This is a genomic window from Lactobacillus sp. B4026, assembly GCF_026535825.1.
Classification (GTDB): Bacteria; Bacillota; Bacilli; order Lactobacillales; family Lactobacillaceae; genus Lactobacillus; species Lactobacillus panisapium.
Genome location: NZ_JAFNPD010000005.1, coordinates 69,752 through 95,822 on the forward strand (window position 1 = coordinate 69,752; position 26,071 = coordinate 95,822).

29 protein-coding genes are annotated in these 26,071 nt (G+C 38.3%); 24 read left to right on the top strand and 5 right to left on the bottom strand.

All coding sequences use genetic code 11. The features are described from left to right. Window positions 1–15: 15 nt before the first annotated feature. The 3 genes from J3U69_RS05680 to J3U69_RS05690 all read right to left on the bottom strand — a co-directional run bounded on the left by J3U69_RS05680 (window position 16) and on the right by J3U69_RS05690 (window position 2,422). On the bottom strand, window positions 16–750 hold the full coding sequence (locus tag J3U69_RS05680) for a GntR family transcriptional regulator (protein ID WP_267413350.1): 735 nt from the start codon (window positions 748–750) through the stop codon (window positions 16–18). After that, window positions 743–1,477 carry a GntR family transcriptional regulator gene (locus tag J3U69_RS05685; protein WP_267413351.1) on the bottom strand — a complete coding sequence of 245 codons (735 nt, stop codon included), beginning with the start codon at window positions 1,475–1,477 and terminating at the stop codon, window positions 743–745. The genes J3U69_RS05680 and J3U69_RS05685 overlap by 8 nt, the downstream gene beginning before the upstream one ends. A gap of 231 nt (window positions 1,478–1,708) precedes the next feature. Then, window positions 1,709–2,422: a GntR family transcriptional regulator gene (locus J3U69_RS05690; protein ID WP_267413352.1), complete on the bottom strand. Its 714-nt coding sequence runs from the start codon at window positions 2,420–2,422 to the stop codon at window positions 1,709–1,711. Between the two features lie 309 nt (window positions 2,423–2,731). On the opposite strand from J3U69_RS05690, the gene J3U69_RS05695 reads away from it, so the two are divergent. Genes J3U69_RS05695 through J3U69_RS05720 form a run of 6 tightly spaced genes read left to right on the top strand, consistent with a single transcriptional unit; the run spans window position 2,732 to window position 6,965 of the window. Beyond that, complete coding sequence (locus J3U69_RS05695; RefSeq protein ID WP_267413354.1) at window positions 2,732–3,136, top strand: PTS sugar transporter subunit IIA; 405 nt, start codon at window positions 2,732–2,734, stop codon at window positions 3,134–3,136. Then, window positions 3,133–3,621 carry a PTS sugar transporter subunit IIB gene (locus J3U69_RS05700; protein ID WP_267413355.1) on the top strand — a complete coding sequence of 163 codons (489 nt, stop codon included), beginning with the start codon at window positions 3,133–3,135 and terminating at the stop codon, window positions 3,619–3,621. The genes J3U69_RS05695 and J3U69_RS05700 overlap by 4 nt, the downstream gene beginning before the upstream one ends. Window positions 3,622–3,641: 20 nt before the next feature. Further along, complete coding sequence (locus tag J3U69_RS05705; RefSeq protein WP_267413356.1) at window positions 3,642–4,388, top strand: PTS mannose/fructose/sorbose/N-acetylgalactosamine transporter subunit IIC; 747 nt, start codon at window positions 3,642–3,644, stop codon at window positions 4,386–4,388. Then, a complete protein-coding gene (locus J3U69_RS05710; protein ID WP_267413357.1) occupies window positions 4,388–5,218 on the top strand; it encodes a PTS system mannose/fructose/sorbose family transporter subunit IID in 831 nt (276 codons plus the stop codon). The genes J3U69_RS05705 and J3U69_RS05710 overlap by 1 nt, the downstream gene beginning before the upstream one ends. A 14-nt stretch (window positions 5,219–5,232) precedes the next feature. After that, window positions 5,233–5,865: a hypothetical protein gene (locus tag J3U69_RS05715; RefSeq protein WP_267413358.1), complete on the top strand. Its 633-nt coding sequence runs from the start codon at window positions 5,233–5,235 to the stop codon at window positions 5,863–5,865. Window positions 5,866–5,867: 2 nt separating this feature from the next. Beyond that, window positions 5,868–6,965: an SIS domain-containing protein gene (locus J3U69_RS05720; protein ID WP_220268476.1), complete on the top strand. Its 1,098-nt coding sequence runs from the start codon at window positions 5,868–5,870 to the stop codon at window positions 6,963–6,965. A 47-nt stretch (window positions 6,966–7,012) separates the two neighbouring features. Here J3U69_RS05720 and J3U69_RS05725 read toward each other — a convergent pair whose 3' ends face one another. After that, window positions 7,013–8,380, bottom strand: a complete 1,368-nt coding sequence (locus J3U69_RS05725; RefSeq protein ID WP_220220144.1) for an HD domain-containing protein — start codon at window positions 8,378–8,380, stop codon at window positions 7,013–7,015. Window positions 8,381–8,578: 198 nt separating this feature from the next. Between J3U69_RS05725 and J3U69_RS05730 the strand changes: the two genes are divergently transcribed. The 9 genes from J3U69_RS05730 to J3U69_RS05770 all read left to right on the top strand — a co-directional run bounded on the left by J3U69_RS05730 (window position 8,579) and on the right by J3U69_RS05770 (window position 18,412). Further along, window positions 8,579–9,409, top strand: coding sequence for a helix-turn-helix domain-containing protein (locus J3U69_RS05730; RefSeq protein WP_267413360.1), 831 nt, complete (start codon window positions 8,579–8,581; stop codon window positions 9,407–9,409). A gap of 1,236 nt (window positions 9,410–10,645) precedes the next feature. After that, window positions 10,646–11,890 (top strand): arginine deiminase, encoded by a 1,245-nt coding sequence (gene arcA / locus J3U69_RS05735; protein ID WP_220220142.1) that lies wholly within the window; start codon window positions 10,646–10,648, stop codon window positions 11,888–11,890. A gap of 33 nt (window positions 11,891–11,923) precedes the next feature. Beyond that, on the top strand, window positions 11,924–12,979 hold the full coding sequence (gene argF, locus J3U69_RS05740; RefSeq protein ID WP_267413361.1) for an ornithine carbamoyltransferase: 1,056 nt from the start codon (window positions 11,924–11,926) through the stop codon (window positions 12,977–12,979). Then, window positions 12,972–14,405, top strand: coding sequence for an arginine-ornithine antiporter (gene arcD, locus J3U69_RS05745; RefSeq protein ID WP_267413362.1), 1,434 nt, complete (start codon window positions 12,972–12,974; stop codon window positions 14,403–14,405). Before argF ends, arcD begins: the two co-directional genes overlap by 8 nt. A 14-nt stretch (window positions 14,406–14,419) precedes the next feature. Further along, window positions 14,420–15,361, top strand: a complete 942-nt coding sequence (gene arcC, locus J3U69_RS05750) for a carbamate kinase (RefSeq protein ID WP_220220139.1) — start codon at window positions 14,420–14,422, stop codon at window positions 15,359–15,361. Window positions 15,362–15,502: 141 nt separating this feature from the next. Further along, complete coding sequence (locus J3U69_RS05755; protein WP_220232306.1) at window positions 15,503–16,219, top strand: helix-turn-helix domain-containing protein; 717 nt, start codon at window positions 15,503–15,505, stop codon at window positions 16,217–16,219. A 163-nt stretch (window positions 16,220–16,382) separates the two neighbouring features. After that, complete coding sequence (locus J3U69_RS05760) at window positions 16,383–16,739, top strand: type II toxin-antitoxin system RelE/ParE family toxin (RefSeq protein WP_220232305.1); 357 nt, start codon at window positions 16,383–16,385, stop codon at window positions 16,737–16,739. Between the two features lies 1 nt (window position 16,740). After that, a complete protein-coding gene (locus J3U69_RS05765; protein ID WP_220232304.1) occupies window positions 16,741–17,016 on the top strand; it encodes a helix-turn-helix domain-containing protein in 276 nt (91 codons plus the stop codon). Between the two features lie 208 nt (window positions 17,017–17,224). After that, window positions 17,225–18,412, top strand: a complete 1,188-nt coding sequence (locus J3U69_RS05770; RefSeq protein ID WP_267413363.1) for an MFS transporter — start codon at window positions 17,225–17,227, stop codon at window positions 18,410–18,412. Window positions 18,413–18,434: 22 nt separating this feature from the next. Here the strand turns inward: J3U69_RS05770 and J3U69_RS05775 are convergent, their stop codons facing one another. After that, a complete protein-coding gene (locus tag J3U69_RS05775; protein ID WP_267413364.1) occupies window positions 18,435–19,208 on the bottom strand; it encodes a biotin--[acetyl-CoA-carboxylase] ligase in 774 nt (257 codons plus the stop codon). A 316-nt stretch (window positions 19,209–19,524) separates the two neighbouring features. Here J3U69_RS05775 and J3U69_RS05780 point away from each other — a divergent pair, with 316 nt between their 5' ends. Genes J3U69_RS05780 through fabZ form a run of 9 tightly spaced genes read left to right on the top strand, consistent with a single transcriptional unit; the run spans window position 19,525 to window position 26,066 of the window. After that, the gene (locus J3U69_RS05780; RefSeq protein ID WP_174683348.1) at window positions 19,525–19,995 is read left to right on the top strand and encodes a MarR family winged helix-turn-helix transcriptional regulator; all 471 of its coding nucleotides are present in this window, start codon (window positions 19,525–19,527) and stop codon (window positions 19,993–19,995) included. Between the two features lie 4 nt (window positions 19,996–19,999). After that, on the top strand, window positions 20,000–20,971 hold the full coding sequence (locus J3U69_RS05785) for a beta-ketoacyl-ACP synthase III (RefSeq protein WP_267413365.1): 972 nt from the start codon (window positions 20,000–20,002) through the stop codon (window positions 20,969–20,971). A gap of 30 nt (window positions 20,972–21,001) precedes the next feature. Then, window positions 21,002–21,250, top strand: a complete 249-nt coding sequence (locus J3U69_RS05790; RefSeq protein ID WP_103752288.1) for an acyl carrier protein — start codon at window positions 21,002–21,004, stop codon at window positions 21,248–21,250. 3 nt (window positions 21,251–21,253) lie between these two features. Further along, on the top strand, window positions 21,254–22,207 hold the full coding sequence (gene fabK, locus J3U69_RS05795; RefSeq protein WP_267409825.1) for an enoyl-[acyl-carrier-protein] reductase FabK: 954 nt from the start codon (window positions 21,254–21,256) through the stop codon (window positions 22,205–22,207). Window positions 22,208–22,210: 3 nt separating this feature from the next. After that, window positions 22,211–23,140 carry an ACP S-malonyltransferase gene (locus J3U69_RS05800; protein ID WP_267413366.1) on the top strand — a complete coding sequence of 310 codons (930 nt, stop codon included), beginning with the start codon at window positions 22,211–22,213 and terminating at the stop codon, window positions 23,138–23,140. After that, the gene (gene fabG / locus J3U69_RS05805) at window positions 23,140–23,874 is read left to right on the top strand and encodes a 3-oxoacyl-[acyl-carrier-protein] reductase (protein ID WP_267413367.1); all 735 of its coding nucleotides are present in this window, start codon (window positions 23,140–23,142) and stop codon (window positions 23,872–23,874) included. Before J3U69_RS05800 ends, fabG begins: the two co-directional genes overlap by 1 nt. Before the next feature lie 10 nt (window positions 23,875–23,884). After that, on the top strand, window positions 23,885–25,117 hold the full coding sequence (fabF, locus tag J3U69_RS05810) for a beta-ketoacyl-ACP synthase II (RefSeq protein WP_267413369.1): 1,233 nt from the start codon (window positions 23,885–23,887) through the stop codon (window positions 25,115–25,117). Further along, the gene (gene accB, locus J3U69_RS05815; RefSeq protein ID WP_267413370.1) at window positions 25,118–25,606 is read left to right on the top strand and encodes an acetyl-CoA carboxylase biotin carboxyl carrier protein; all 489 of its coding nucleotides are present in this window, start codon (window positions 25,118–25,120) and stop codon (window positions 25,604–25,606) included. Window positions 25,607–25,619: 13 nt separating this feature from the next. Further along, a complete protein-coding gene (gene fabZ / locus J3U69_RS05820; protein ID WP_103752294.1) occupies window positions 25,620–26,066 on the top strand; it encodes a 3-hydroxyacyl-ACP dehydratase FabZ in 447 nt (148 codons plus the stop codon). The last annotated feature ends 5 nt before the right edge of the window (window positions 26,067–26,071 follow it).

The following is a 26,071-nucleotide window of genomic DNA, read 5'->3' on the forward strand; positions in this document are numbered from 1 at the left end:
CGTCTTTTTCATAATTTATTTGAAATTTAAATGGTATTGAATAATACCCTTATTGGCTTTTACATAACTTTCGGTATACTCGATTATTTGCTGGTTCTGATCAGCACTAGAGTAGCAAGACTTGATAACATATGAATCTTCTGCAACATTTAATAGTTTGGCTTCTTCAGGCATCAAAGTTTCAATTTGCTGGTAAACTTGGTAATTCTCCAAGTTATGACCTTTACTTTCCATGTAGTCGTACAAGCCGATATTATTAAAATCGATTTGATAAAAATCGGTAAATAAAGCTCCAGGAACAAACGAGTTTTCAAGGGCAAAGGGCTTGCCACAGTGCAACTTGAGCCGCTGCACGCCGAACACAGGCTCATCGTTTGCTAGACACAGCTTTTGCCGTAAAAAAGCAGAGTCAATGCTAGTAAAAAACTTGATTTGCTTATTTGCAATACTGATTCCGCTGGAAGAAAGTGAATTTGTTAATGAACGTGAATTTTGAAAGGAAATGTTAAAGCGTTGGTCAATACCAGAAACTACAAAAGTGCCTTTGCCCAATTTACGTGTTAATAAACCTTGCTCAACGAGAGAATTGATGGCGTGTTTAGTGGTAGTTCGACTTATCTTATAATGCTCGGCCAGTTCTCGTTCGCTCGGAATTTTTTGCCCAGGAAGATATTCTTGTGTTTGAATTTTTTCGTAAAGAATGTGTTCAATTTGCTCATATAGCGGTGTCTTATAAGCTAATTTATTCATTAAATGTACCAAGCTTTCTGCTAATAATTTCTGACGGCATGATGCTAACGGCGTGATTGGCATCACTGGACTGTTCTAAAAATAAACATGTTTGATTATTTTTGTCCTTAAAAATTGTGCTTGTAGTTAATAGCGGATTGTGATTAGGCACATGCAGGAAGCTTGCTGTGTTATCATCAGCAAAGCTAAGGTTCATAGTTACTTCGGCATCAATTGCTAATTGCAGCTGCCTTTTAATTAAAGCCATAATCTGTTCTTCATTAACAGTAGAAGATTTTTTCGCCGGAATAAAAACACGGCAAAGTGTGTAATTGTTGGCATCAGTTTCTAATATTTGCAGCGACACTAATAAGAAGATGGTTCCTAAAACTACCTTTAACTTTTCGGACAATTCTTTGTCAGTATCAATTAATTTGGTGGAAAGAATATTAATGGTTTGAGCCTCATTGGGCATCGAAAGAGCGGCAAACTTATCAGAAAAATAATTAATAAAGTTTAATAATGGTTCTTTTTTGGGTTGATTGATGAAGTAGCCAACAGCTTGTTTAGATTTAATCAACCCTTCTTTTTCTAATCTTTGCAACGCTGTTCTCGCTGTTCCGCGAGAAATGGCATATTCTTTGGCAATACTGCGTTCTGACAGCTTTTGTCCACTGCTGATTAGTCCCTGGTCGATTTTATATTGAATATCTTTTGCTACTAATTCTTCTTTTCTGATAGCTGACAAAACGGCAACTCCTTAAGATAAATCTGATTTTATCTTGATGAAAAACATGAAATGTTCAAAATTTACTAAACACAAGTTTACCAAATATCCTCTAGAAGCTCTAGCGTAAACCTTGATAAATAAGTAACTGTCAATATAAATAGTAAAAATATTTTTATCCATTTTTTTCAATTATAGTAAAAATACTCAGTTTTCCTTTTAAGGTAAGGCTGAGTATTTTAGTAATTAATTTTATTGTTGTGCTTCATTGAAACGATAAGTATAAAAATCTGGATTGTAATAAGAAACAAACACACCTAGGGGGACACGTTGATTACTGGCAGTGATTGTATCTGCATTAGCAAGCGTCATTAACAAAAAGTCGACGTCTAAATTTAAGGCCTTCTGTTGCTCTTTAGTTGCTCTTACTGCCTTAATCTCAACAAAGTTCTGAATAACTGGTAACTTTAGCTTCTTTAAATAGGAATAAAGTGAGGTTGTTAGAAGGTTGAAGTCAATTTTAGTGATTAAATCCGCATTCAAGTAGTCTTCCGTAATTGCAATCGGCTTATCATCACCAGTGCGCAGTCTTACAGTATGGTGAAACTTATTAATTGGCGTTTCAAATTCAGTTGCCGAAGGAACTTTGCTACTGGGTAATAAATTGTATGAAATAAGCGTGGATCCTGGAGTCATTCGTTGCTGTTTAATGATGTCGCTAAAACTGATGTTATCAGTTAATAGGCGTAAAACACTTTTTTCTTTGACAAAAGTGCCGCGACCAGCAATACGCGTAACATAGCCTTGTTTCTCTAAGTCCTTCATTGCCTTGTTGACGGTCATTCGACTATAGCCATATTTTGCGCTGATTGTAATTTCAGGCGGCAGCTTATCTCCGGCTTTAAGTATGCCCTTATTGATTTTTTCAATAAAAAAATCTTCTACTTTTTGATATTTAGCTTTCACTTGTTTGTCCTTAATTAATGGTTTGGAATTTTGTTTTTGCAATAAACGTTACTTTAATTATAAATAATGGAATGACATTTAAGCAAAAAAGTTTTATTGCTATTTAATAAAATGTATATACCAATAAATATAAAAATTATTACATTAATAATTAACGCTGGTTAAAATGCATAATAAAAGGAACTTGTGCCAATAAATGCAAAAAATACCCTTGCATAAATGTATATACAGTAGTATATTTAAGCTAGTTTTAATGTTGGCGCTAACATTTTACTTAAAAAATCGAACTTACTGAAAGGAAGGTAATCAATGAGCCAATTTATCATAGCTACCCATAGTTATTTAGCAAAAGGGTATCAGAGTTCACTCAAGTTCTTTGATAGCTCAGTTAATAATGTGCAATTTATTAATGCTTACGTTGATGAGCAAACTAATTTTACTGATGAATTAAGTCAAATGTTAGATCAGATGCCAAATGAGCAAGTAGTAATTTTAACTGATATGCCTGGAGGAAGCGTAAATCGCGAAGCAGTTAATTTAATTAAGAAATATCACTGCCAAGTAATTAGCGGAATTAATTTGGCCTTAGTACTAGAACTTGTGTTAAATGCTGACCAAACATTGTCAGATGAAACGATTCGTTTAGCTGTTAGTCAGGCTCAAAAGCAACTCGTATACGTAAATGATTTGTTGAAGGAGGATGATTTGGAATGATTACACTATTACGTGCAGATGATCGATTAGTTCATGGTTTAGTTGCTGTATCTTGGACTAATCAATTGCAGCCAGATATTCTGCTAGTCGCTAATGATCATGCAGCTAGTGACACAATGACTAAAATGACGATGAAATTAGCTAAGCCAGCTGGAGTAACGTTAGGAATTAAAGACCTAAAATCAGCCGCTCAAATTCTAAATAATCCTAAGTATGCCAATAAAAAGATTTTCGTAGTCACGATTAATGTTGAAGATGCTCTGAAGTTGAAAAAAGAAGTCCCTGGGATTGCAAAAGTAAATGTTGGCACTGCTGGTATTCACGAAAAAAACGGAGTAGCGGTCTTACCACAAATAAAAATGACCCAAGAAGATTTTGCTTGTGCCAAGGAATTGCAGGAGCAAGGCGTTGAAGTGTTTGCTCAGGTAACACCGACAGCAGAAAAGCTGAATTTTGCGGGAATCGAAAAGGCTTTTACTAAATAAAGTCTGAAAGGAGGTAAACAATGTTACAGGCATTTTTAGTTGCACTGATTGGTGCCGGTGTTTACATGGAAAGCCGTATTGGCGGCCAGCATATGCTTGATCGACCGATTATTATTGGGCCACTTGTTGGCTTGGTGATGGGAGATTTTACCACTGGACTAATATTAGGTGGACAACTAGAGCTAGTCTGGATGGGGTTAGTTGGTATTGGTACCACTACGCCACCCGATGTTGTCGTTGGTTCGGCCCTAGCAACTGCTTTGGCAATTAAAACCGGCACTAATTGGCAAACGACATTAACTTTAGCCATACCAATTGCCCTGATTGCACAGATGATTGCAATCGCAATTGGCAGTTTTAACGCTATTTTTACTCACTATGCTGATCGGCAGGTGGCAAGAAAAAACTGGAAAGGAATTGCAATTGGTCAGTGGTCTGGCACGGCAATGCTGTTTTTGGCTAAATTTATTCCAATAATTGTGGGCTATTTAGTTGGTGCGCCAGTAATTAAATTGATCGTTAAAGCAATCCCTAAAGTTATTCAAGATGGATTGACCCAATCAGGTAATTTATTGCCGGCTTTAGGAATAGCAATGTTAATGCAGTTAACATATGACAAAAAGTATGCGCCATTTTTGTTTTTAGGTTTTGGTCTTGTTGCTTTCTTGAAAGTTCCAATGATTGGAGTAGCAGTTTTTGGCTTAATTATTGCCTATGTTTATTATGAGTTTAAGCCTGCTGCAAATGATAAGGAGGACTTATTGTAATGACTGATTCTAAAGCGATACAAACAGAGAAAAAGTTAACTAAAAAGGATTTACGCCGTGTTATGTGGCGTCATTATCAACTCTTAGGATCCTTTAATTATGAACGTCAAATGTCATTGGGGTATGCGTGGGCCATGACTCCTGTCATTAAAAGGTTGTATGGGGATAACGACCAGGAAATGCAGAAGGGGTTTCAGCGACATTTAGAATTTTTCAATTGCTCAACTTCGACTTCACCCTTAATTTTAGGAATCAGTTGTGCAATGGAAGAGCAAAATGCTAACTCGGAAAAATTTGATGCCAATTCAATTAATTCGGTAAAGACTGCCTTGATGGGTCCACTCGCTGGAATTGGCGATTCCATGTTTTGGGGGACATTGCGTGTTATTGGAGTAGGAGTTGGTGCCCCTTTGGCTGTCAAAGGCAGCATTCTAGGACCTATTCTTTATTTCCTAATTAATGTAATTCCGAGTGAACTTTTGCGTTGGTTTGGTTTTAAATTGGCTTATCAGGGCGGCAATAAGTTTCTAGCTGAAGCAAGTGAAAATGGCACTCTACAAAAATTAACTGAGGCGGCTAAGATATTAGGCTTGGTTGTTGTAGGAGCAATGATTGCCTCGATGGTTATCATTAAAGTACCGTTAGTAATGAAATTAGGTGGGACCAAGGTTGGCTTGCAACAGACCCTTGATTCCTTGATGCCCGATTTGTTGCCATTGCTGTTAACTTTTGGCTGCTATGGCTTGTTACAAAAGAAAGTCAACGGAACCGTCATTTTGATTGGGCTAATTATCCTAGGAATTGTAGCTGTTGCACTAGGGTTGCTTTAAGACAGGTAAATTGAATGAAAACAGTATGGATTGTGCTTTTACTAGTTGTGGCTTTACCGTTTAGTTGGGTGGCAGAATCAGGTTTAAGAAAAAGACTATTGTCTGAATTGCTACGTCTGCAAAAGGCAGGTAGACAAAAACAATATTTTCAGCTTTTAAATGGCCCAATTTCATTAATTTGCTTACCGGCTAAGACACGCAGACTATTAAGCCTAGATTATTATTTAGCATATGGTAATGAAGATAGGATTAAGCAAATGGTTAATCTGCTAATTGCTAAATATAAAAAGTTGGATTCGCAGCAGGCCGTAATAATTCGCTTAATGCGTTGTTACATTTTCTTTTTGGATAAAAAAAGTAGTAAAGAGGCAGATAAACTGGCAAATTACTTGCTTAAAAATTGTCACCTAAAAGAAGTTCAAGATGAGGTAAATGAATTATATCAAGTATATTTGGCACCCGATAAAAAACTGTTAGATCAACTAAAACAGCAATTATCCGTAGCAAGTGAGCCACAACAACAACTAATTATTTATCAAAGGTTGGCTAAAGCTACTGAAATACTCGGATTGAGAAAACAAGAACAGACATACGTAATGCAGATGCGTAAACTCGCGCATCAAACAATAAAAATGGAGGAGTTTTAAACATGACAAAATTATCAATGATGGGACATATTGAAGACACTGCACGAGTTTTGCAACGAGCAATTGCCGAAAGGGATGAATATGGGCAGGAGCTGATTGCTTTTTGGCTAAAAAAGGATTTTAAGAAAGTTATTTTTACGGGATCAGGTACCTCTTACAATGCCATGAGAGTAATCCGCAATATGTTTGTTAAGCTTTTACATGTTGAAGGCGTTGCAGTAGAACCAACCGTTTTTACTTATTCGGAGAACATTAACCCTAGCAGTAATTTTAGAAATGATCAGATTCTAGTGGTTGGCTTATCACAACATGGGGATAGTATTTCTACTTGTGATGCACTGCGACATGCACAGCAGTGCGGATATGCTACGTTAGGTATTACTGAGCAACTGGGATCAGCCATTACGAAAATTGCTGATCATTATGTTCATTTGGTTTGTGAAGAAGAACAGGTTGGGCCGGAAACACGTGGTTATACTGAAACTTTGCTGCAGTTCTATTTGTTAGCTGTTGAAATTGCTTATCAATCAGAGCAGATTGGTAAAGCTAAGTATGATAATTTAATTGCGCAAGCTCAGCAGCTAGTCAATGATTTTCCAATCGTAGTTAAGGAAAGCCTTGAGTGGTATGAAAAGCAACAAGCGGAGTTAGTTGACATGCAAAAGGCCTCTATTGCTGGCTATGGCGTTAATTTGCCGACAGCTTTAGAAGCCAGGCTAAAATTTTTTGAAACATTTGGACGCCCAACGACGGCTTATGAACAAGAAGAGCAGCTTCATGGACCGCTGCGTGCCTATAATCAAGACAATTATATTTTCTTGATTGGTGGCAATCTTGGGCCTGAGTTTGAACGGTTGCAAGAGATAAGTGCTTATTATCGTCGTGCCTATACTAAGCATGTTTTCGTAATTTCTGGAGAGCAATTTAAGGCAACCGAAAAAGATTTGAAATTGAGTGTAAAGACTTCTGAACTGCTTTCACCAATTTTCTACATTGTGCCTTTTCAAATTCTGGCTGCTAAGTTATCTGAGAAAGTTGGAATTGATACCAGTGTTAGTCCAGTAACTGATACTTCCATTTCTGGGCACATGAATGTCTAAATAAAATAATCTATCAAAAAAATGAGTTCTATTCGGAACTCATTTTTTTATTTTTTACTATTTTTGGGTCTTCTCAAATAGCGCAATTTGCCGTTTTTAACGTAGCGCTGAAATTGCTGGTAAAGCGGATCAAAAATCTGTGGTTCAGCACTGTTTGACATCATAATTTTAGGGAAGAAGAAACGCTCATCTCCTTGCAGTGTGCCATTAAGTGCACGAACCAATGGACTTAATTGTGACAATTCGATCAGCTGTCCGTCGCTTTGCATAATTTCAATTTGGCTGTTGGCATTTTTACCGCTCGGCTTATACGCATCATAAGGCTCATCAAAGGCAGAATTAGTGTCAGTATAATAAAGTGGATCAAATCCTGCTTGCTTGATCAAATCCTTCAGTTTAGGAAGCAAGTTTTTGGTTTCTTCATCAATGCAGACACTTTCCAGAGGTTTTCTGAATAAGTAGCTACTTGCTAAGTCAGCTAAGATTGGGTCGCTAGCCTGGGTCCATTCTAAAAAGTTACTTTCCATAACGCCATCGTCTAGTTTAAGATAATCTTCGAGGGTCCAATTTCCGGCTAAAAAGTTGGCTAGATTAGGCGTCACCCGCAATGTCCCTTGTTGGTAAACCATTTTGGCTCTTTCCAGCAGATGTTGCAGAATTACTTCCATTGATCTGCCAACGCGATGAAAGTAGACCTGCTGATACATCTGATAACGCGAGACAATATAGTCTTCAACTGCGTGCATTCCAGCCATTGTGAAGCAAATTCCTCCACTGTACGGTCTGATTTCTTGCAAAATTCGTGAAAGATCAAATTCGCCGTAAGTGACACCGGTGAAATAGGCATCACGCTTTAAATAATCCATCCGATCAGCATCGGCTTGGCTAGAGATCATTTTAACGACTTGTGGGTTAGGGTAAGTTTTGGCAATAACACTAGCAACTAGATCAGGAAAATTAGGTGCGACTTTGCGCAATACCTGATTGATTTCAGTACTAGAGTCAGTGATAATCTTTTGCCCAATCTTTTCGTGGTCCGTGCCAAAAAGATGCTCAAAAGTATGGGAATATGGTCCATGACCGATGTCATGCAATAATCCCGCGCACTCGACTAATAAGCGGTTATTATCATCCCATAGCCCGTCGCCGGGAACTCGTGAAGGATACTTGGTAGCAAAGATGTTGCAGATTTTGCGGGTTAATTCATAGACTCCTAGGTTATGCTCGAAACGTGTATGAGTAGCACCGGGAAAAACGTAGGCTAATGGTCCCAACTGTTTAATCCGTCTCATTCGTTGAAACTCTTTAGTTTTTAAAATGTCTAGGATTACTTGATCCTCAATATGAATGTAATCGTGAACGGGGTCGCGTAAGACGACTTCCTTAGCTAATTTTTTGCTTTGAAATTTAGGCATATAAATTCCTCAAAAATTTAATTTCAGTTAATATTGAAAAAATCTACTACTTACCCTGATTATAGCAAACTTAGGGGATTACGGTTAATTTTTGATAATTAAAAGAAACAAAACCATTAGAAAAAAATAATAATTTTGAATATTTTAAGCTAAATGTTCATAATTATCTATATGAAACTATAAAAAGGGATTGGTAAAATGAGATATATCGGGAGTAAATTGAAGCAGCTACGGCATGACTTGGGTCTTACTCAAACAGAAATGGCCGCGGGAGTAATTTCGGTTTCTTTTTATTCAAAAGTTGAGCGCGGGTATCACGATATCGGGGCAGAAGAATTAATCGAAATTTTACAGAAACATAATATCAGCTTTCAAGAGTTCTTTTCTGAGGAAACAAAAGAGAATGCTAATAAAAAGAAAGTAAATTTATTAATGAATCAACTTGTTAAGGCTGCTAATGAAGATAACGACAGTGAAATAGATAAGATAATTAATGAATTTGAAAATATTAGTCCTCAAACAACTTTTATAGAGTCTTTAATTTTACAAGCAAAAATAATTTCTAATACTCATGATAAACATTCTTTAGAAAGCTTATCTGCTGAAGATAAAAAGAAAATTAAACAATTAGTGTTTCAAAAAGATACGGATGAAAACGACTATCTGAGAATAGTCTTAATAAGTAATGTAATTCAAATTTATAATATTGATGAAGCTACATTTCTTATTAACAGCATTATCAGACGATATCATAATGTTACAGAAGTTGAAAAGAAGGTAGTTGTAGCCTTGAGTGTTTTAATGATAAATTATATCGACCTATGCTTTCAAAGAAATAAAAGCAATTTATGTCAAGTAGCTATCAATTACATAAAGAAGCTGCCAAACATTATAGAACTCACATTTTCAAAAATTTTAGGAAAATATTACGAAGATATAATTCATAATAACGAAGAAGAAGCATCCAAGATAAAAGAAGTTTTAATTATTGCAGGATATGACGTAAATGTAAAAAGAATGGCAAATTGATATTTCAAATATGAAAATGCGCTTACAAACAATTCTGAAAGAGGTATCATAAAACTGAAAAATTTAATTATAGGAGAGAAAAAATGGATTTCTTAAGAAATGTAGTAATTATTATTACTGATGGTTAAAAACATTGTAAGCTGAGTACGAAGCAAAAAATTATCATATTTCAAATATGCTTTGTTTTATGGTGGTTTTTTGTCAACTTATATTTAGCAGAATAAATTTTTATCATTCTTCCCTAAAAAACTCTTGGTGATTTTAACTAAGAGTTTTTTTTATATTTAAAATATTTTTTCAAATATGAAAAATAGGTGGTAAAAAAACATGGCAAGACTAATATATATATGTAAACAATGAGAGTTAAACAAAGGAGGAAAATATGAGTTTTTTAAGAACTGTAGCAATTATTATTACTGATTAATTCATGTGTTACATCTAATTTTTAATTAAATGTAATATATTTAGCTAGAACTTAGCAAAGATAGTTATTCAATCATTCTTCCCCAAAAAACTCTTAGTTATTGACTAGGAGTTTTTTTATTTAATATTAAAAATATATAACTAGTTTTATGTCAAAATATAATTGTCAAATATGAAATAATAATAGAAAAATGTCACAGTAAGACTAAGATATATTTGTAAGCATAAAATGATTAGTAAAGGAGAAAAATTATGGATTTATTAAGAGACATGATTATTGTATTTGCTGCTTAAAATAAATTAAAGTTATTTAATCATTCTTCTCAAAATACTCTTGATCATTTGATTAAGAGTATTTTTTAGTCTTAATTATTTTTCAAATATGACAAAATAATGGAAAGAAATTTTAGTAGTATTAAGATGTACTATGCAAATATAAGTAAAGGAGAGAAAAAATGGACTTTTTAAGAACATTGGTTGTTATTGTAACTGAGCCATAAAAACATAAATTAATATTTCAACTTAAAGACGAACAAGTGGCTAACTTTCTAAGAAGTTAGTTGCTAAGTCGTCATATATTTAGCTAGAACTTAGCAAAAATAGTTATTTAAATCATTCTTCCCCAAAAAGCATCCTCAATCGTTTAGATTGAGGATGTTTTTTTGTGCACTGCTTTTATGTATTTATCCAATTGGATAAAAAAGTCTATCTAAAACACCGTTTAAACAATAAATGCTTTTTGTGATAATTAAATCGTAAATTAATGAAAGCGCTTTTTATGATTTTACATTACTTTACAAAGGAGAAGCAATTATGGATAATCCGGCAATTAATGTTAATTCGGAAATCGGTAAATTGAAGACGGTTTTATTAAAAAGACCTGGTGCAGAAGTTGAAAATATTACACCAGATACGATGGAACGGCTTTTGTTTGACGATATTCCTTTTTTAAAAATCGCTCAGAAAGAGCATGACTATTTTGCTGAAACATTAAGAAAAAATGGTGTGGAAACATTATATATTGATGACCTTGCAGTTGAGGCGCTCTCAGAAGATGACGATATTAAAGAAAAGTTCTTAGAACAGTATCTTGACGAACACGGCTATGGCTCAGGAACCACGCATGATGTTTTGCATGAATATCTGACAGATTTAGAAACTAAAGATATGGTGGAAAAGCTTTACAGCGGTGTTCGGCGCAACGAAGTTGATTTGGATGTTAAACACGAATCACTTCATGACTTAGCAGGTAGCGACGCTAGCGATCCGTTCCTACTTGATCCACTGCCTAATGCATATTTCACACGTGATCCACAAGCATCAATTGGTTCAGGTATTACCATTAACCGCATGACATTTGCTGCTCGGCGCCCTGAATCATTGTTTACCGAATTTGTGATGAAATATCATCCTCGCTTTGCTGGCAAGGTAGATATTTGGCGTAGTCGTAATCACACCACTAGAATTGAAGGTGGGGACGAACTAGTCTTGAACGATCATGTTTTGGCTATTGGTGTTTCCCAGCGGACCTCATCTAAGTCAGTAGAAGGCTTAGCTAAAGAACTCTTTACCAATAAAGATAGTCACTTCGATACTGTAGTGGCAATTGAGATTCCACATAATCATGCAATGATGCATCTAGATACGGTCTTCACGATGGTTAACACAGATCAATTTACTGTTTTCCCAGGCATCATGGACGAAGCTGGCAAAATGAATATTTTTGTTTTGACACCTGGTGATAACGGTGAAGTAAGAATGGAACATCACACCGACTTGGGCGAAACTCTGAAACAAGTTTTGCATTTATCAGAACTAGATCTGATTTTAACTGGTAACGGTGATGACATTGTGGCTCCGCGTGAACAATGGAATGACGGTTCAAACACGCTGACAATTGCTCCGGGTGAAGTAGTTACCTACAACCGTAATTATGTCAGCAACGAAATGCTGAGAAAGCATGACATTCTGGTTCACGAAGTTATTTCAAGCGAATTATCACGCGGTCGTGGCGGCCCTCGTTGTATGTCACAACCATTATGGCGTGAAGATTTATAACTAATTCAAAAAAGAGAGTAAAGAGGTTTATCAATGGCAATTAACTCAGTATTTCAAGGTCGTTCATTATTAGCGGAAAAAGATTTTACTCCAGGTGAAATTCAATATTTAGTCGATTTTGGTCTTCATTTAAAGACATTGCAACACAATAATATTCCGCACCGCTATTTGGAAGGCAAGAACATTGCATTATTATTTGAAAAAACATCAACCAGAACACGTTCAGCTTTCACTACTGCGGCCATTGAATTAGGCGCACATCCAGAATATTTGGGTGCAAACGACATTCAATTAGGTAAAAAAGAATCCGTTGAAGATACAGCGATTGTTTTAGGTAAAATGTTTGACGGAATTGAGTTCAGAGGATTCAAGCAATCTGATGTTGAAGCTTTGGCCAAATATTCAGGTGTACCTGTTTGGAACGGCTTAACTGATCAGTGGCACCCAACACAAATGATTGCCGACTTTATGACCGTTAAAGAAAACTTTGGTCATTTACGTGGTTTGACTCTTTCATTTGTTGGTGATGGTCGCAACAATATGGCTAATTCGTTATTAGTCACTGGTGCTATGCTTGGTGTCAACATTCATATTGTTGCTCCGGAAGAACTCCACCCAGCTCAAGAAGTAGTTGATTTAGCTAATAAGTTTGCGGCTGAATCTGGTGCGCAATTATTGATTACTGCTGATATTGATGAAGGTGTCAAAGGCGCCAATGTTATCTACACCGATGTGTGGGTTTCAATGGGCGAATCTGATTGGGAAAATCGGGTTAAATTATTGAAGCCATATCAAGTCAACATGGAAATGATGAAGAAGGCAGGCACGCCAAAGGACCAACTTATCTTTATGCATTGTTTGCCTGCTTTCCACGATACTAATACAGAATATGGTGAGGACGTTAAGAAACAATACGGTATTACCGAAATGGAAGTTACCGATGAGGTATTCAGAAGCGAATATGCCCGTCAATTCGAAGAAGCAGAAAACCGCAAACACTCAATTAAAGCGATTATGGCTGCTACGTTAGGTAATTTATTCATTCCAGCTGTACCTGAACTTGAACAAGCAGGAGAAAATGATGGCTGATTCCAAAGAAAATGGTATTGCCCTGCCGGCCCTAGTTGCCTTAGTTGTTAGTTCCGCAATTGGGTCAGGAATTTTCGATTTACCGTCAACACTAGCTCAAGCAGCTACTCCAGGAGCAGCATTAATTGCTTGGGTGATTACGGGAATTGGAATTTTGATGCTGGCACTGTGTTTAAATCATCTAGTTTTGAATAAACCTGAATTAACTGGTGTATCAGACTATGCTCGTGCCGGATTTGGTGACTTTGTTGGCTTTATTTCAGGCTGGGGCTACTGGCTTTCAGCTTGGCTAGGTAATGTTGCTTTTGCCACAATGCTCATGTCATCGTTTGGTTACTTTTTCCCTTCATTAAAATCGGGTAATAGTGTTAGTGCAATTATCTTTGCTTCACTAATTTCGTGGGCATTGACAATCTTGGTTACCCGGGGAATTGAATCTGCTGCAATCATTAACGCAATCGTAACCGTTACTAAAATGATTCCAATTTTTGCTTTCATTGTGATCGCAATCATCAACTTCAAGGCCGGCGTTTTTACTAGCCACTTTTGGGCCAATATGTCCACCAATCTTCAGGGAAGCGTGACATATTCAAAGGCAACCGGTTCGGGTATTTTCGAGCAAATCAAGGGCTGTATGATGGTTATGATGTGGGTCTTTGTCGGTATTGAAGGGGCAACCACAATGGCCGCCCGGGCAAAGAAAAAATCAGATGCTGGTAAGGCAACAATCATCGGATTGATTTCACTCTTAAGTATCTATGTCGTAGTTTCAATCTTACCTTATGGTTATTTGCCACTAAGTAAATTGCAAACAATGCGGCACCCAGTATTACTTTACTTATTTAAAGAAATGACTGGACCAATCGGTGGAGCTTTCATTGCAATTGGTTTAATTATTTCGATTTTAGGTGCATGGCTTTCTTGGACAATGCTACCAGTTGAAGCGACGTCACTGATGGCGGAACAAGGACTTTTGCCAAAATGGTTTGGCAAGTTGAATAAACATCGTGCCCCTGCCAATTCCTTATGGCTAACCGAAATTTTAATTCAACTCTTTCTAATAACCCTTTTATTTACTGATCAAGCATATAACTTTGCATACTCTTTATGTACATCTGCTATCGCTGTTTGCTATGCATTGGTTGGTGCTTATCAATTGAAACTCGGTTTGCAGCAAAAGGAATTAAAGGTCATTATTCCCGGCTTAATTGCCTTAGTTTTTGAAGTTCTTAGCATGATTTTTGCGGGACTGCAATTCTTGTGGCTATGCACTATTGCTTATGTAATAGGCTTTGTCCTGTACTACAAGGCACGTAAAGAAACGGGTAACAGTGTCGGCAAACTCGAATGGCTATTTATGGTTATTATTGCCGTATTAGCAATCGGAGCAATCACTGCTTTGGCACTAGGTAAATTGAAGATATAAAAATTGGAGTTAATATGAAAAGAATTGTTGTTGCTTTGGGTGGAAATGCCATCCTGACTGATGATCCATCAGCACAAGCGCAGCAAGCCGCATTATTGAGAACAGCTAATTATTTAACTGACTTCATCGCTCAGGGCGATATTCAGTTAGTAATTACTCATGGAAATGGTCCGCAAGTTGGCAATTTGTTATTGCAGGAACTTGCGGGTAGTTCAGAAAGTAATCCTGCGATGCCTCTTGATACAGTAGGCGCAATGACGCAGGGTGAAATTGGACTGTGGCTTGCCAACGCACTTGATATGAAAGCTGATGAACGTCAATTACCGGTAAAAATTATGACGATGCTGACTAGAACAGTGGTTGATGAACACGATAAAGCTTTTCAGAATCCGTCAAAACCAATCGGAGTTTTTTACCAAGAAAATGAAGTTAATGAAGTAAAAAAGGAACATCCGGATTGGCAGCTTGTCGAAGATGCTGGTCGCGGATTTAGACGGGTAGTTCCTTCACCAAAACCATTAAGTATTATGGAAGCTGATGCGATCAAGTCGCTGGTAGAAAAGGGAATGACACTAATTGCTGCTGGTGGCGGTGGTGTTCCCGTTATTAAATCTGGTGAGGAAATTCGCGGTGTTGAAGCGGTTATTGACAAGGACTTTTCTGCGGCTAAACTGGCTGAACTAGTAGATGCCGATCAATTGATTATTTTGACCGCAGTGAAATATGTTGCAATAAACTATCACAAGCCATCACAAAGAGATTTGCATCAGGTTAAGGTTGCAGAAATGAAACAATTTCTTAGTGAAAATCAATTTGCACCTGGATCGATGAAACCTAAAGTAGAAGCTGCGATTTCATTTGTTGAAAAGTCGAATAAACCGGCTGTTATTACCTCACTAGACAATATCTCTTCGTACCTCAAAAATGGTGACGGAACAATTATTTTGCCAGACTAAAGTTTCATAAACATGTATAAATTTAAAGATGTTATAAGAGTTATATAGTGGCCTATTTGTAATTAGCAAGTCTAATGGATTAAATTATTATAGTATAAGTTTTATTTATACAAATTTAAATATACAATAGGAGAATAAGATATGCTTGATAAGTTTATGCATGAATGGCTATATGTATCTGACTACGATGTTCCTGTCGCAAACAATGGATTTGATGGCCGCGCAAAAATGAATGGAGTTGATTTGGATGTGAAATATCTTGCTATGGTTGTTTCTTCTGTTACCAACTTGCCCGAATGGCGTTTAGCGTTTGATCTTGACAAGAACAATCGGGTTTATGTAATGCGGCCTAAGCAAGAAAGTAAATTTTTAACTAGTTTACCCAAAGAAACCAATGTTGGTATAGGTAAACGACATTTCGACCTATCTGGGAGTATTAAAGAGGCACTTTTTGCCTTATTGTTAAGTAATAAATTTGATTCAATTGTTCACTACGATGAAGTAGCCAATATGTATAGTATCGTTCATTCTTCACTGGACTATCCTGATGTCAGGAAAAAATTAAGCCAGTTAGATGAAGATACGCAACTAACTTTATGGCTATATACTAAAAAGCAGGCTACATTGTCTTCACTTGCCCATATTTTGATGGTTCACCCCAAAACAATTGAGTATCGCCTTGAAAAAATCAGACAGGCTACTCAGTTAAATCCTAAAGTAGGAATCGATTTATTACCTCTGACAGTTGCTTATCTAAAAGAAAAAACCGAAAATCTCGGCATTTTGGAAACAGAATTACAAAGCTTTTCTGATGATATGTTGCCGCGAGATCGGACAATCTCAGTTAGTCTCGATTAGTGATTACTATCTATAAGTCAATTTGTTATGTAAAAATCTCCTTAAGAAAATAAGAAGCACATACCTGTGAGTAGCGGGTATGTGCTTTTTAATTGTTGAAAATAAAGAAGTAAAGACAATTTTTTTGTTTGCCGTAATATAGCAGATATGCTATATTTATTCTATGAAAAGTTTCGAATTCAGTTATTATAATGAAAAAGAGTTTGAAGAATTTCTTGATAATCTTTCAATTAAAGAAATGCAAAAATTTACTGAGACGATTAAGAATGTTGAAGAAAAGGGCTTTGCTGTTTCCAGTAGAATGCTATGGACTAAGAAAATTGAGGGCCAGATTAACCTCTTGGAAGTAAGATCAAAATTTTCTTCAAATATTATTAGAGCACCATACTTTCATAGTTCTAATAATAAATATGTGATAACACACGGTTTCAAAAAGAAATCACAAAAAATGCCTAAGAAAGAATTAGATAAAGCACTGCTACGCAGAAAGCTTTATGAACAAAAATATGGGGTGAAATAGTATGAGCTTTATTGATAATTACATTGAAAAAAGAATTGAACAGAATCCTGAGCTAGCCAAAGGATTTGCGCAAGAAGATTTTAATTTAAATGCTGGAGTAATAGTTCGCAAAATGCGGGATGATCTTAATATGACGCAAAAAGAATTTGCTAGCTATGTTGGCAAGTCGCAAGCAACAATTAGCCGTATCGAATCAGGTTCAATGAATGTTAGCGTGGGACTATTAAGCGAGATTGCTAATGCTGCCCACAGAAAAATCAAGCTGGTATTAGTTTAATAAATTAATTGATTTGTTATGTAAAAATCTCCTTAAGAAAATAAGAAGCACATACCTGTGAATAGCGGGTATGTGCTTTTTAAGTGCTAAAAGCACTTTGCTTTTAGCATTCATAATATTAAAATAATAATTATCAATTTAATGATCTGTTAATTAAAATCTGCTTTGCCTGGTTGCTTAATCAATAATGTGGACAAGAGGTAGGTCAATGTTAAAAAAGAAATTTTATCTAATATCTCGACTAGTTAGCGGACTAGGCAATTCTTTATACGGATTGGTTTTTATTTGGTGGCTGCAAACTCAGACCGAAAGTTCATTTATTGTCGGTATCGTTAATGCTATTTTTTCTATGACAGCAGCATTGTCGATTTTTTATGGTCCGATTATCGACAGCCACTCTTATAAGAAGACGAGCATTATTGCAATGATTTGGCAAGTAGGTTTAACTTTTACGTTAACAGCCACTATTACCTTTTTTGCACATAATTATTTTTGGGCAATTTTAATTGCGGGAGCACTATCTCTTTGTGATGAATTTTTTGATCCAGCTGACCGGGCAATTCTAAAAGGCAGTCTGACAAAAGAAAATGAGATGACCTCAATGATTGCACAAATAAATATTGTTGATCAAGTGGTCCAAATTGGTGGTATCGCACTTTCCGGCGCACTGTTAGCTTTTCTAACTAGTGGACAAATTATTTTTATTTGTGCATGCCTAAGTTTGTTAGGCTTGATCTTATTGCTAGTTGCTCTTGATCAAGTCTCTAGTCAAGAGCATGACCAGGTTAAAAAGGTTTCTCATACAGTGACTCTTGCAAATTATTGGCAGCAAGTTATCAGTGGGTATCAATATGTGCGAGCAAATAGTTTTTTGCAGCGATACTTTTGGTCATCACTCCTATTTTCTTTTGCTAGTCCAGCGCTAATTCTGCTTTTGCCTCGTATTGCTCAAAAAAGTGGTAGACCGGCGCTTTACAGTACATTTTATCTGTTTTTGATGGCTGGCTTTATTCTAGGCGCACTATTAGCTGGTAAAATGAAGGCTGATACCCGGATAATGGCATTTTCTTGGATTTTGAGTGTAGTTCCGCTTATATTAATGCTCTTTTTCATGACTAACATGATTGCTTTTGTTTTTCTACTGTTTATTTTTGGGATAGCAACTAGTATCCATAATGTTTTAGGCGAAGCTAAAAAGCAAAATGTAACGGAAAATCAATATTTAGCAAGAGTATTAACAACTATGCGTACCGGTACCGAAATTGGCGGACCAATCGCATCAGTTGTAGCAGGCGCTCTTCTTGACCGTGTAGGCCAGCAAGAGCTGATTACTGTTTGTGTCATCTTAATTTTATTAGGTGGCATCAATTTATTACTGGTTAAACCGGCAGATTAATTTTTAAAAAGTAGGTCATTTTTTAGCGGATTCTAGTAATTTCGCCAGCATTAAATGACCGACTGCCTGTTTCAGTTTCCAAAACTAAGTTACCCATAGGTGTTAGGTCAACCGCGCGTCCTTGAATGGTTGTTTGACCCAATTGGAGGGTAACTTTTTTGTTTAAAAGCATCATATGTTTTTTATATTGGGGGAGGAAATCGCTGTGGATAAAATTGGGGATAAAAGAAAATAGGTGGTGGACTAAATTACTGATTAAATGACAAGTTTTTGCGGTGGTCGGCTGGACAGTAAGCAAATTAGTCGCACTGGGTAACTCTTCGCTTAGATGAGTTTGAAAAAGATTGCAGCCAATACCAATAATGGCAATGTGTGGAGCGGGACATTCAACCAGAATGCCCGCTATTTTTTTGCCCTGCCAGAAAAGATCATTAACCCATTTAAGCTCTGTTTCTATCTGTAATTCTTGTTTAATGGTTTCGTAAAGCTGCCAAGCAATGCCAGTGGTTAACAGGCCCTGATTTTGCCCGGTTAGTTGCGGCGCTTTAATTACTAGTGATAGGTAGATTCCTCCTTGATTTGAGATGAAGGGGCGAGCATTTTTGCCATAACCGCCAGTCTGCACGTCACTGCCAAACAGTTTGGGGCCGTCATAACCATTTGCTAAGAAATCTTCTTTAGCAGCTAAATTAGTCGATTTGCATGTTTGCCACCAATTGATTTGCAATGGCAAATCTGCTAGCAACATTTTAAGGCTCTCTTTTTTTACGGCAGTACTAGTTTGTTCATTACACATTTTGCTGATATTACCTCATTCAAAAATAATAGTTTGATTATCAAAGTATTTTAAGATTAAAAATTGACTTAAATTATTAAGATTTTAACCTAAAAAGCGCAAAATACAATATTTATTTGACTTTTTTCACTTAATACAATATCATACTTTCATAATTTATTTTGAAGTACAAAGTAAATAGGGAAGATGATAATTGTCGCTTTTAATTTTTAAGTTGTTCAATTTTACGAGTCAAAACGCGGAGACTAGCTGCTTTTTTGATTAGTATGAAAGAATCGAAAGTCGCAATTTAGTAATAACTATTGACTAAGGGGTGATGCTATTGGAAACAGATTTGAAAAGAATTAATAGCCTGTTAACAACGGTTTATTCCGATATCATGCGTGTAGAAGAACGTGAATTACGTAAGAGCGAATTTAAAGACATTTCAATTAGGGAACTGCATGCAATTGATGTCATTTCTATGTATGAGCATAAGACAAGCTCGCAAGTTGCTAGTGAATTAATGGTTACTGCCGGTTCGTTATCAACAATGGTTAATAAGCTGGTACGCAAAGGCTATGTTATTCGGATTCACGGTGAAGATGATCGCAGAATTATTCGCCTAGGATTAACCAATCGCGGTCGTTTGATTTACCGAGCACACGACTCGTTTCACCGACACATGGTTAAGAAATTTATCGAAGGTTTTGATGAAGAGCAGATAGCCATTATTGAACGGGCTCTGCTTAATCTGAGGGCTTTTCTCGAATTTCCACCGCATATTGATAACAAGAAGGGGCATTAACCTGATGGGGTTAAAAATTACGCAAACAGCCAGCTATGTACCACCCCGAGTTGTCACAAATGATGACTTGGCAGAGATAATGGACACTTCTGATGAATGGATTTCATCCCGCACTGGTATTAAACAGCGCCATGTTTCTCACGGTGAGCAGACTTCAGCTTTAGCTGTTAAGGTGGCGCAAAGTTTACTAAAAAAAGCGGCTGTTGCTGCTGATCAAATTGATTTTATTATTGTGGCTACAATGTCACCGGATTTTTTAACTCCCTCGACAGCTGCAATAGTGCAAGGAAAGATTCATGCCCAACATGCTTTAGCTTTTGACCTTAATTCCGCCTGCTCTGGGTTTATTTACGCATTGGCCGTTGCGGATAAGTTGCTTGCTGGTCCTTATCACAGGGGGCTGGTCATTGGTGCAGAAGTTTTAACCAAGTTAGTTGACTGGCAAGATCGCTCTACTGCCGTGCTGTTTGGCGATGGTAGTGGTGGCGTACTTGTGGAAAAAGATGGCGCCACCGCGGGAATTATTGCTGAAGATTTGCGTGCATTTGGTGAACAGGCGGCAATTCTAACGGCCGGCTATCAGCCGACTGTTTCCGCCTTTAGCCAAGATGATACTGATCAGCACAAGCACTATTTAGAAATGCAGGGCCGCGATGTTTATACCTTCGCTACACATGAAGTGCCAAGTTCAATTAACCGGGTATTAACGCAGGCTAATTGGCAAAAAGATGATGTTGATTGGTATCTTTTGCATCAGGCCAATGGCCGCATCTTAACCGTAATTGCCAAACATCTTAATGAGCCAGTAGTTAAGTTTTTGAATAATGTTGCCCGTTACGGCAACACTTCGGCGGCTAGTGTGGCAATTTTGCTAGACGAATTTGTAACATCGGGTGATATTCAACCCGGCCAGAAATTAATTTTAAGCGGCTTTGGTGGCGGTCTGACGGTTGCCAGCATTGCACTGATTTTTTAACTAAAGAAATTAACAGAGGAAGTATACAAGATGACAGAACAAGAAATTTTTGAAAAGGTAAAAGAAATTATTGTTGCCCAAACCGGAGAAAGCGATGCTGCAGTGACGCCGCAAGCAAATATCAAGGATGATTTAAATGCCGATAGTTTGGATGTTTTTGAAGTAATTAATGAATTGGAAGACGAGTTTGACATCAAGATTGAAAGTGAAGATGGTATTCAGACCGTTCAAGATTTGGTTGATTTTGTGCAAAAACAGCTAGCTGCGAAAGAGGGTTAACTCATGGAATTAAGTCCATTAATGAAAAGTTTGGGACTTAACTATCCAATCTTTCAAGGCGGAATGGCTTGGGTTGCTGATGGTAAGTTGGCTGCCAGTGTTTCCAATGCTGGTGGCCTAGGAATTATTGGTGCCGGCAATGCACCAGGCGATGTTGTAGCGGCAGAAATCGAGCGGGCAAAGTCGTTAACCGACCGTCCTTTTGGCGTCAATGTCATGTTGCTATCACCATATGCCGATGATGTGGTTGACGTAATCTTAGCCAATAAGGACAAAGTTGCCGTTGTCACTACTGGTGCCGGTAATCCTTCCAAGTACTTATCCGAATTTAAAAAAGCACAGATTAAGGTAATTCCTGTTGTCGGTTCAGTAGCACTTGCGCGAATGATGGAGCGCATTGGTGCTGATGCTGTCATTGCGGAAGGGATGGAATCCGGGGGTCATATTGGTAAATTGACAACGATGGCACTGGTTCCGCAAGTGGTAGATGCCGTGAAAATTCCGGTAATTGCTGCTGGTGGTATTGGTGATGGCCGCGGTCTTGCAGCTGCATTTATGTTAGGTGCACAAGGTGTTCAAATGGGTACCCGCTTTTTAGTTGCGAAAGAATCAAAGATTCATCCGAATTATAAAAAAGCTGTCTTGCGTGCTAAAGATGCCAGTACGATGGTAACTGGCGAATATGCTGGTCATCCTTCGCGCGTTTTGAAAAATAAGATGGCAAAGGACTATATCAAGCTGGAAAAAGAAGAAGCATTGCAGCCTGAGCCTGATTTTGCCAAATTAGAAGAGATGGGAAGCGGCAGTTTGCGCCGGGCAGTCATCGACGGGGATCCGGATACCGGTTCATTTATGGCCGGTGAAATTTCTGGCATGGTGCATGAAGAACAACCAGCTGCGGAGATTTTGGCTGAAGTAGCTGAACAAGCAGAAAAACTATTGACTGGCGGTCGTTAAGCAATGATTGGATTACTATTTAGTGGACAAGGAGCACAAAAAACCGGACTTACGCTAGATTTATATCAATCAGTACCGCAGTATCGTCAGTTGATTGATCAGGCCAGCAATATTTTGCAGTTTGACTTACCTGACCTACTTTATAATCAGGCGCAAGCACAACGATTGGCGGCAACTGAGTATGCACAGCCAGCAATCTTAGCAGTGAGTTATGCACTTAACCAAGTATTGCAGGATAGCGTAGATATACCTGCTTTTGGCATTGGTCTTAGCTTAGGCGAATACAGTGCACTTGCGAGTGCGCATAACATTGATTTTGTTTCAGCTTTGCGACTTATCCAAAAACGCGGCGAACTAATGGGAAAAGCAAGCAAGCAACATCCTGGTGTGATGGTGGCCGTGATGAAAAGTTCGCTACCTAAAATTAAGGCGGTTTTAGCAACTGTCCAAGATTTAGGAGAAATCGGCATTGCCAACGTTAATACTCCAAAGCAAGTGGTAATTGGCGGGGCCGAAAAACCTGTCACCAAGGCATGTAGTGAGTTAACTGCTCAGGGTGCCCGGGTAGTGCCGCTGCGGGTTAGCGGAGCTTTTCACACTCCGTTAATGCAGTCGATTCAGTCAGATCTTAATGCCGAATTAAAGCAAGTTAACTGGCAAAAAGGGCGCTTTCCGGTATACAGTACAACAACGCAAACAGAATTTACGCCCGCGAATTTGACGACTAATTTAACTAATCAGCTAGTGAGTTCAACTTATTTTGCTAAGACATTAATGCAGCACCAAGATAAATTAACCGCGGTAGTCGAGCTTGGTCCCGGTCAAACTTTACTGTCTTTTGCCCGTAAAGTGGTTGCCGGTGTGCCAACTTACCGCACGGATAGTTGTGCTGACATGCAAGCTGCAGTTAGTGCATTGGAGGCAATGAAATAATGGATTTAAAAGATAAAGTTGTTTTGATAACAGGCAGCTCACGCGGCATTGGTCTGGCTATCGCACAAGCTTTTGCGCAAAATCATGCCAAGATTGTTTTAAATGCGCGTAAACCGGTAGCACCAGCAATTATTACAGAACTAAAAAAATATGGTAATGATGTAATTGATCTTAGCGCCGATATAACGGATGTCTCTGCTGTCAAAGAAATGATTGCCCAGATTTATGCCCAATTTAATCAGTTAGATGTCGTGGTTAATAATGCCGGAATTGTCAAGGATGGCTTGCTGAACCGAATGTCAGAAGAAGATTTTCAAAGCGTGATTGATACTAATCTGATTGGTACGTTTAACGTTATCAGACAAGCAGTCAGACCAATGTATAAGCAGCGCAGCGGTTGTTTTATCAATCTGGCAAGTGTAATTGGGTTGACCGGTAATATTGGGCAAGCAAATTATGCTGCCAGTAAGGCAGGAGTAATCGGCTTAACCAAGTCTGTTGCAAAAGAAGTTGCCATGCGTAACTTGCGGTGCAACGCGATTGCGCCCGGAATGATTGCTACTCAGATGACCCAAAATCTTAGTTCTAAATTAGAGCAACAGATAATTGACCAGATTCCACTTAAGCGTCTAGGCCAAGTGGAAGAAGTGGCGCAGGCGGCTATTTTCTTAGCTCAAAGTGATTATGTAACCGGCCAAACAATTACCGTCGACGGCGGTTTAACCATGCAGTAAAGGAGAGGCTATGACAAGAGTAGTAGTTACGGGAATGGGAGCTCTAACTCCCATTGGTAATGATTTAGCCAGCTTTCAAGCAGGTTTAAACAAACAACAAGTCGGTTTTGCGCCTATTTCCTATTTTGATGCCAGTTCTACTGGCGTAACCTTAGCTGGACAATTGAAGGATTTCGATCCTTTGAAGTATTTAGCTAAAAAAGATACGAGGCGGATGGATCGGTTTACGCAATATGCGATGTATGCGACGGCGGAGGCCATTCAGCAAGCTGGTATTAATGAAGCAAATACCAATAGTGAGCGCTTGGGTGTTATTTGGGGTAGCGGCATTGGCGGCTTGACTACGATTCAAGAACAGGTAATCAAGTGGCATGATAAAGGTCTTGACCGGGTTTCACCGATGTTTATCCCAACGGCGATTGCGAACATGGCCGCTGGCAACATTTCAATTAAATACAACGCACAAGCAATCAGTACAACAATTGTTACGGCCTGCAGCTCAGCTACAAATGCAATTGGCGAAGCCTTTCGGCAAATAAAGGATGGTCATGCTGATGTCATGATTACTGGCGGATCGGAATCAGCAATTAATGAAAGCGGCATTGCCGGTTTTGCGGCAATTGCAACTTTGGCAACAGCAACAGATCCCCAAAGAGCCAGTATTCCGTTTGATCAGGACCGTTCTGGCTTTGTGATGGGTGAGGGTGCTGGTTCAATCATCCTTGAGTCACTGGAACATGCACAAAAAAGGGGCGCTAAAATATGGGGCGAGATTGTTGGTTACGGAGTCAGTTCTGATGCTTACCATATTACATCGCCTGATCCTGCTGGCACGCAAGCGGCCCGCGCAATGAAGTTGGCGCTTACGGAAGGTAAAATTGCACCAGAACAGGTCGGCTATATTAATGCTCATGGTACAAGTACAAAGGCTAATGATATAGCAGAAGCAAAAGCAATTAACCAGGTCTTTGGAGCGGATAGCAATGTCCTCGTTTCAAGTACCAAGAGCATGACCGGTCACTTGCTAGGAGCTGCTGGTGCTGTTGAAGCTATTGCCACCATTTTGGCCCTTAATTCTGGTCAATTACCAGTTAATGTGGGGCTCAAGCAGCAAGATCCGCAGTGTGCAATTAATTTGGTTACTAAAAATAATTGCCACCAGCAGGTTGATTACGCCTTAAGTAATTCGTTTGGCTTTGGTGGTCATAACGGGGTAATTGCAATGAAAAGATGGGGTGATTAGATGAAATTTGCGGAAATTCAAGAATTAATCGCACAAATTGATCAAAGTGAAATTCAAAAGCTTGAGTTGGACTTTGAAGGTGGCCATATTTTAATTGATAAACGAGACATCGCTGACCAGCCGGTTCAGGTAACCGGCACAGGTGAAGAAGTTGCTAAGCAGCAGAAGCAAGCCAGTCCCGCACTGCCGACAGCTTCAGCCAAGGCTCTCCCTGAGTCTGCTAAACAAGCTACTGAGGTAAAAGCTAATACAGTGCAAGTTAAGGCGCCACTGGTTGGCATCGTCTATTTGCAGCCAAGTCCCGATAAACCGCAATATAAAAAAGTTGGCGATCATGTTCAAAAGGGCGAAGTTGTTTGCTTGATTGAAGCGATGAAAATGATGACTGAGATCAAAAGCACTAGCAGTGGAACAATTACTGAAATCTTGGTGGCTAATGAAGAAGTGGTTGAGTACGATCAACCATTGATGACGATTATTCCTGATTAAAGGAGTGCAAATGATGAGTGAAAAAGAAACTAAACAAACCTTATCAAGCCAGGAAATTCAGCAAATTTTGCCTCACCGCTACCCAATGCTCTTGATTGATCAAGTGCTTGATTATCGCCCGGGAGAATATGCCCATGCGCGCAAGAACACAACCATTAATGAAAGCTATTTTCAGGGGCATTTCCCCGGTAATCCCGTCATGCCTGGTGTATTAATTACTGAGGCTTTAGCGCAGACTGGAGCTGTTGCCTTGCTAACCATGCCGGAGTTTACTGGTAAAACCGTTTATTTTGGCGGAATAAAAAATGCCCGTTTTCGGGCTATGGTTAAACCGGGCGACACCCTAGATTTAACGGTTGAACTGGATAAATTGCGTGGCTCGGCCGGAATAGGACTAGCAAAGGCGACCGTTAATGGTAAAGTGGCATGCACGGCTGAATTAATTTTTGCCATACAGTAAAGTAG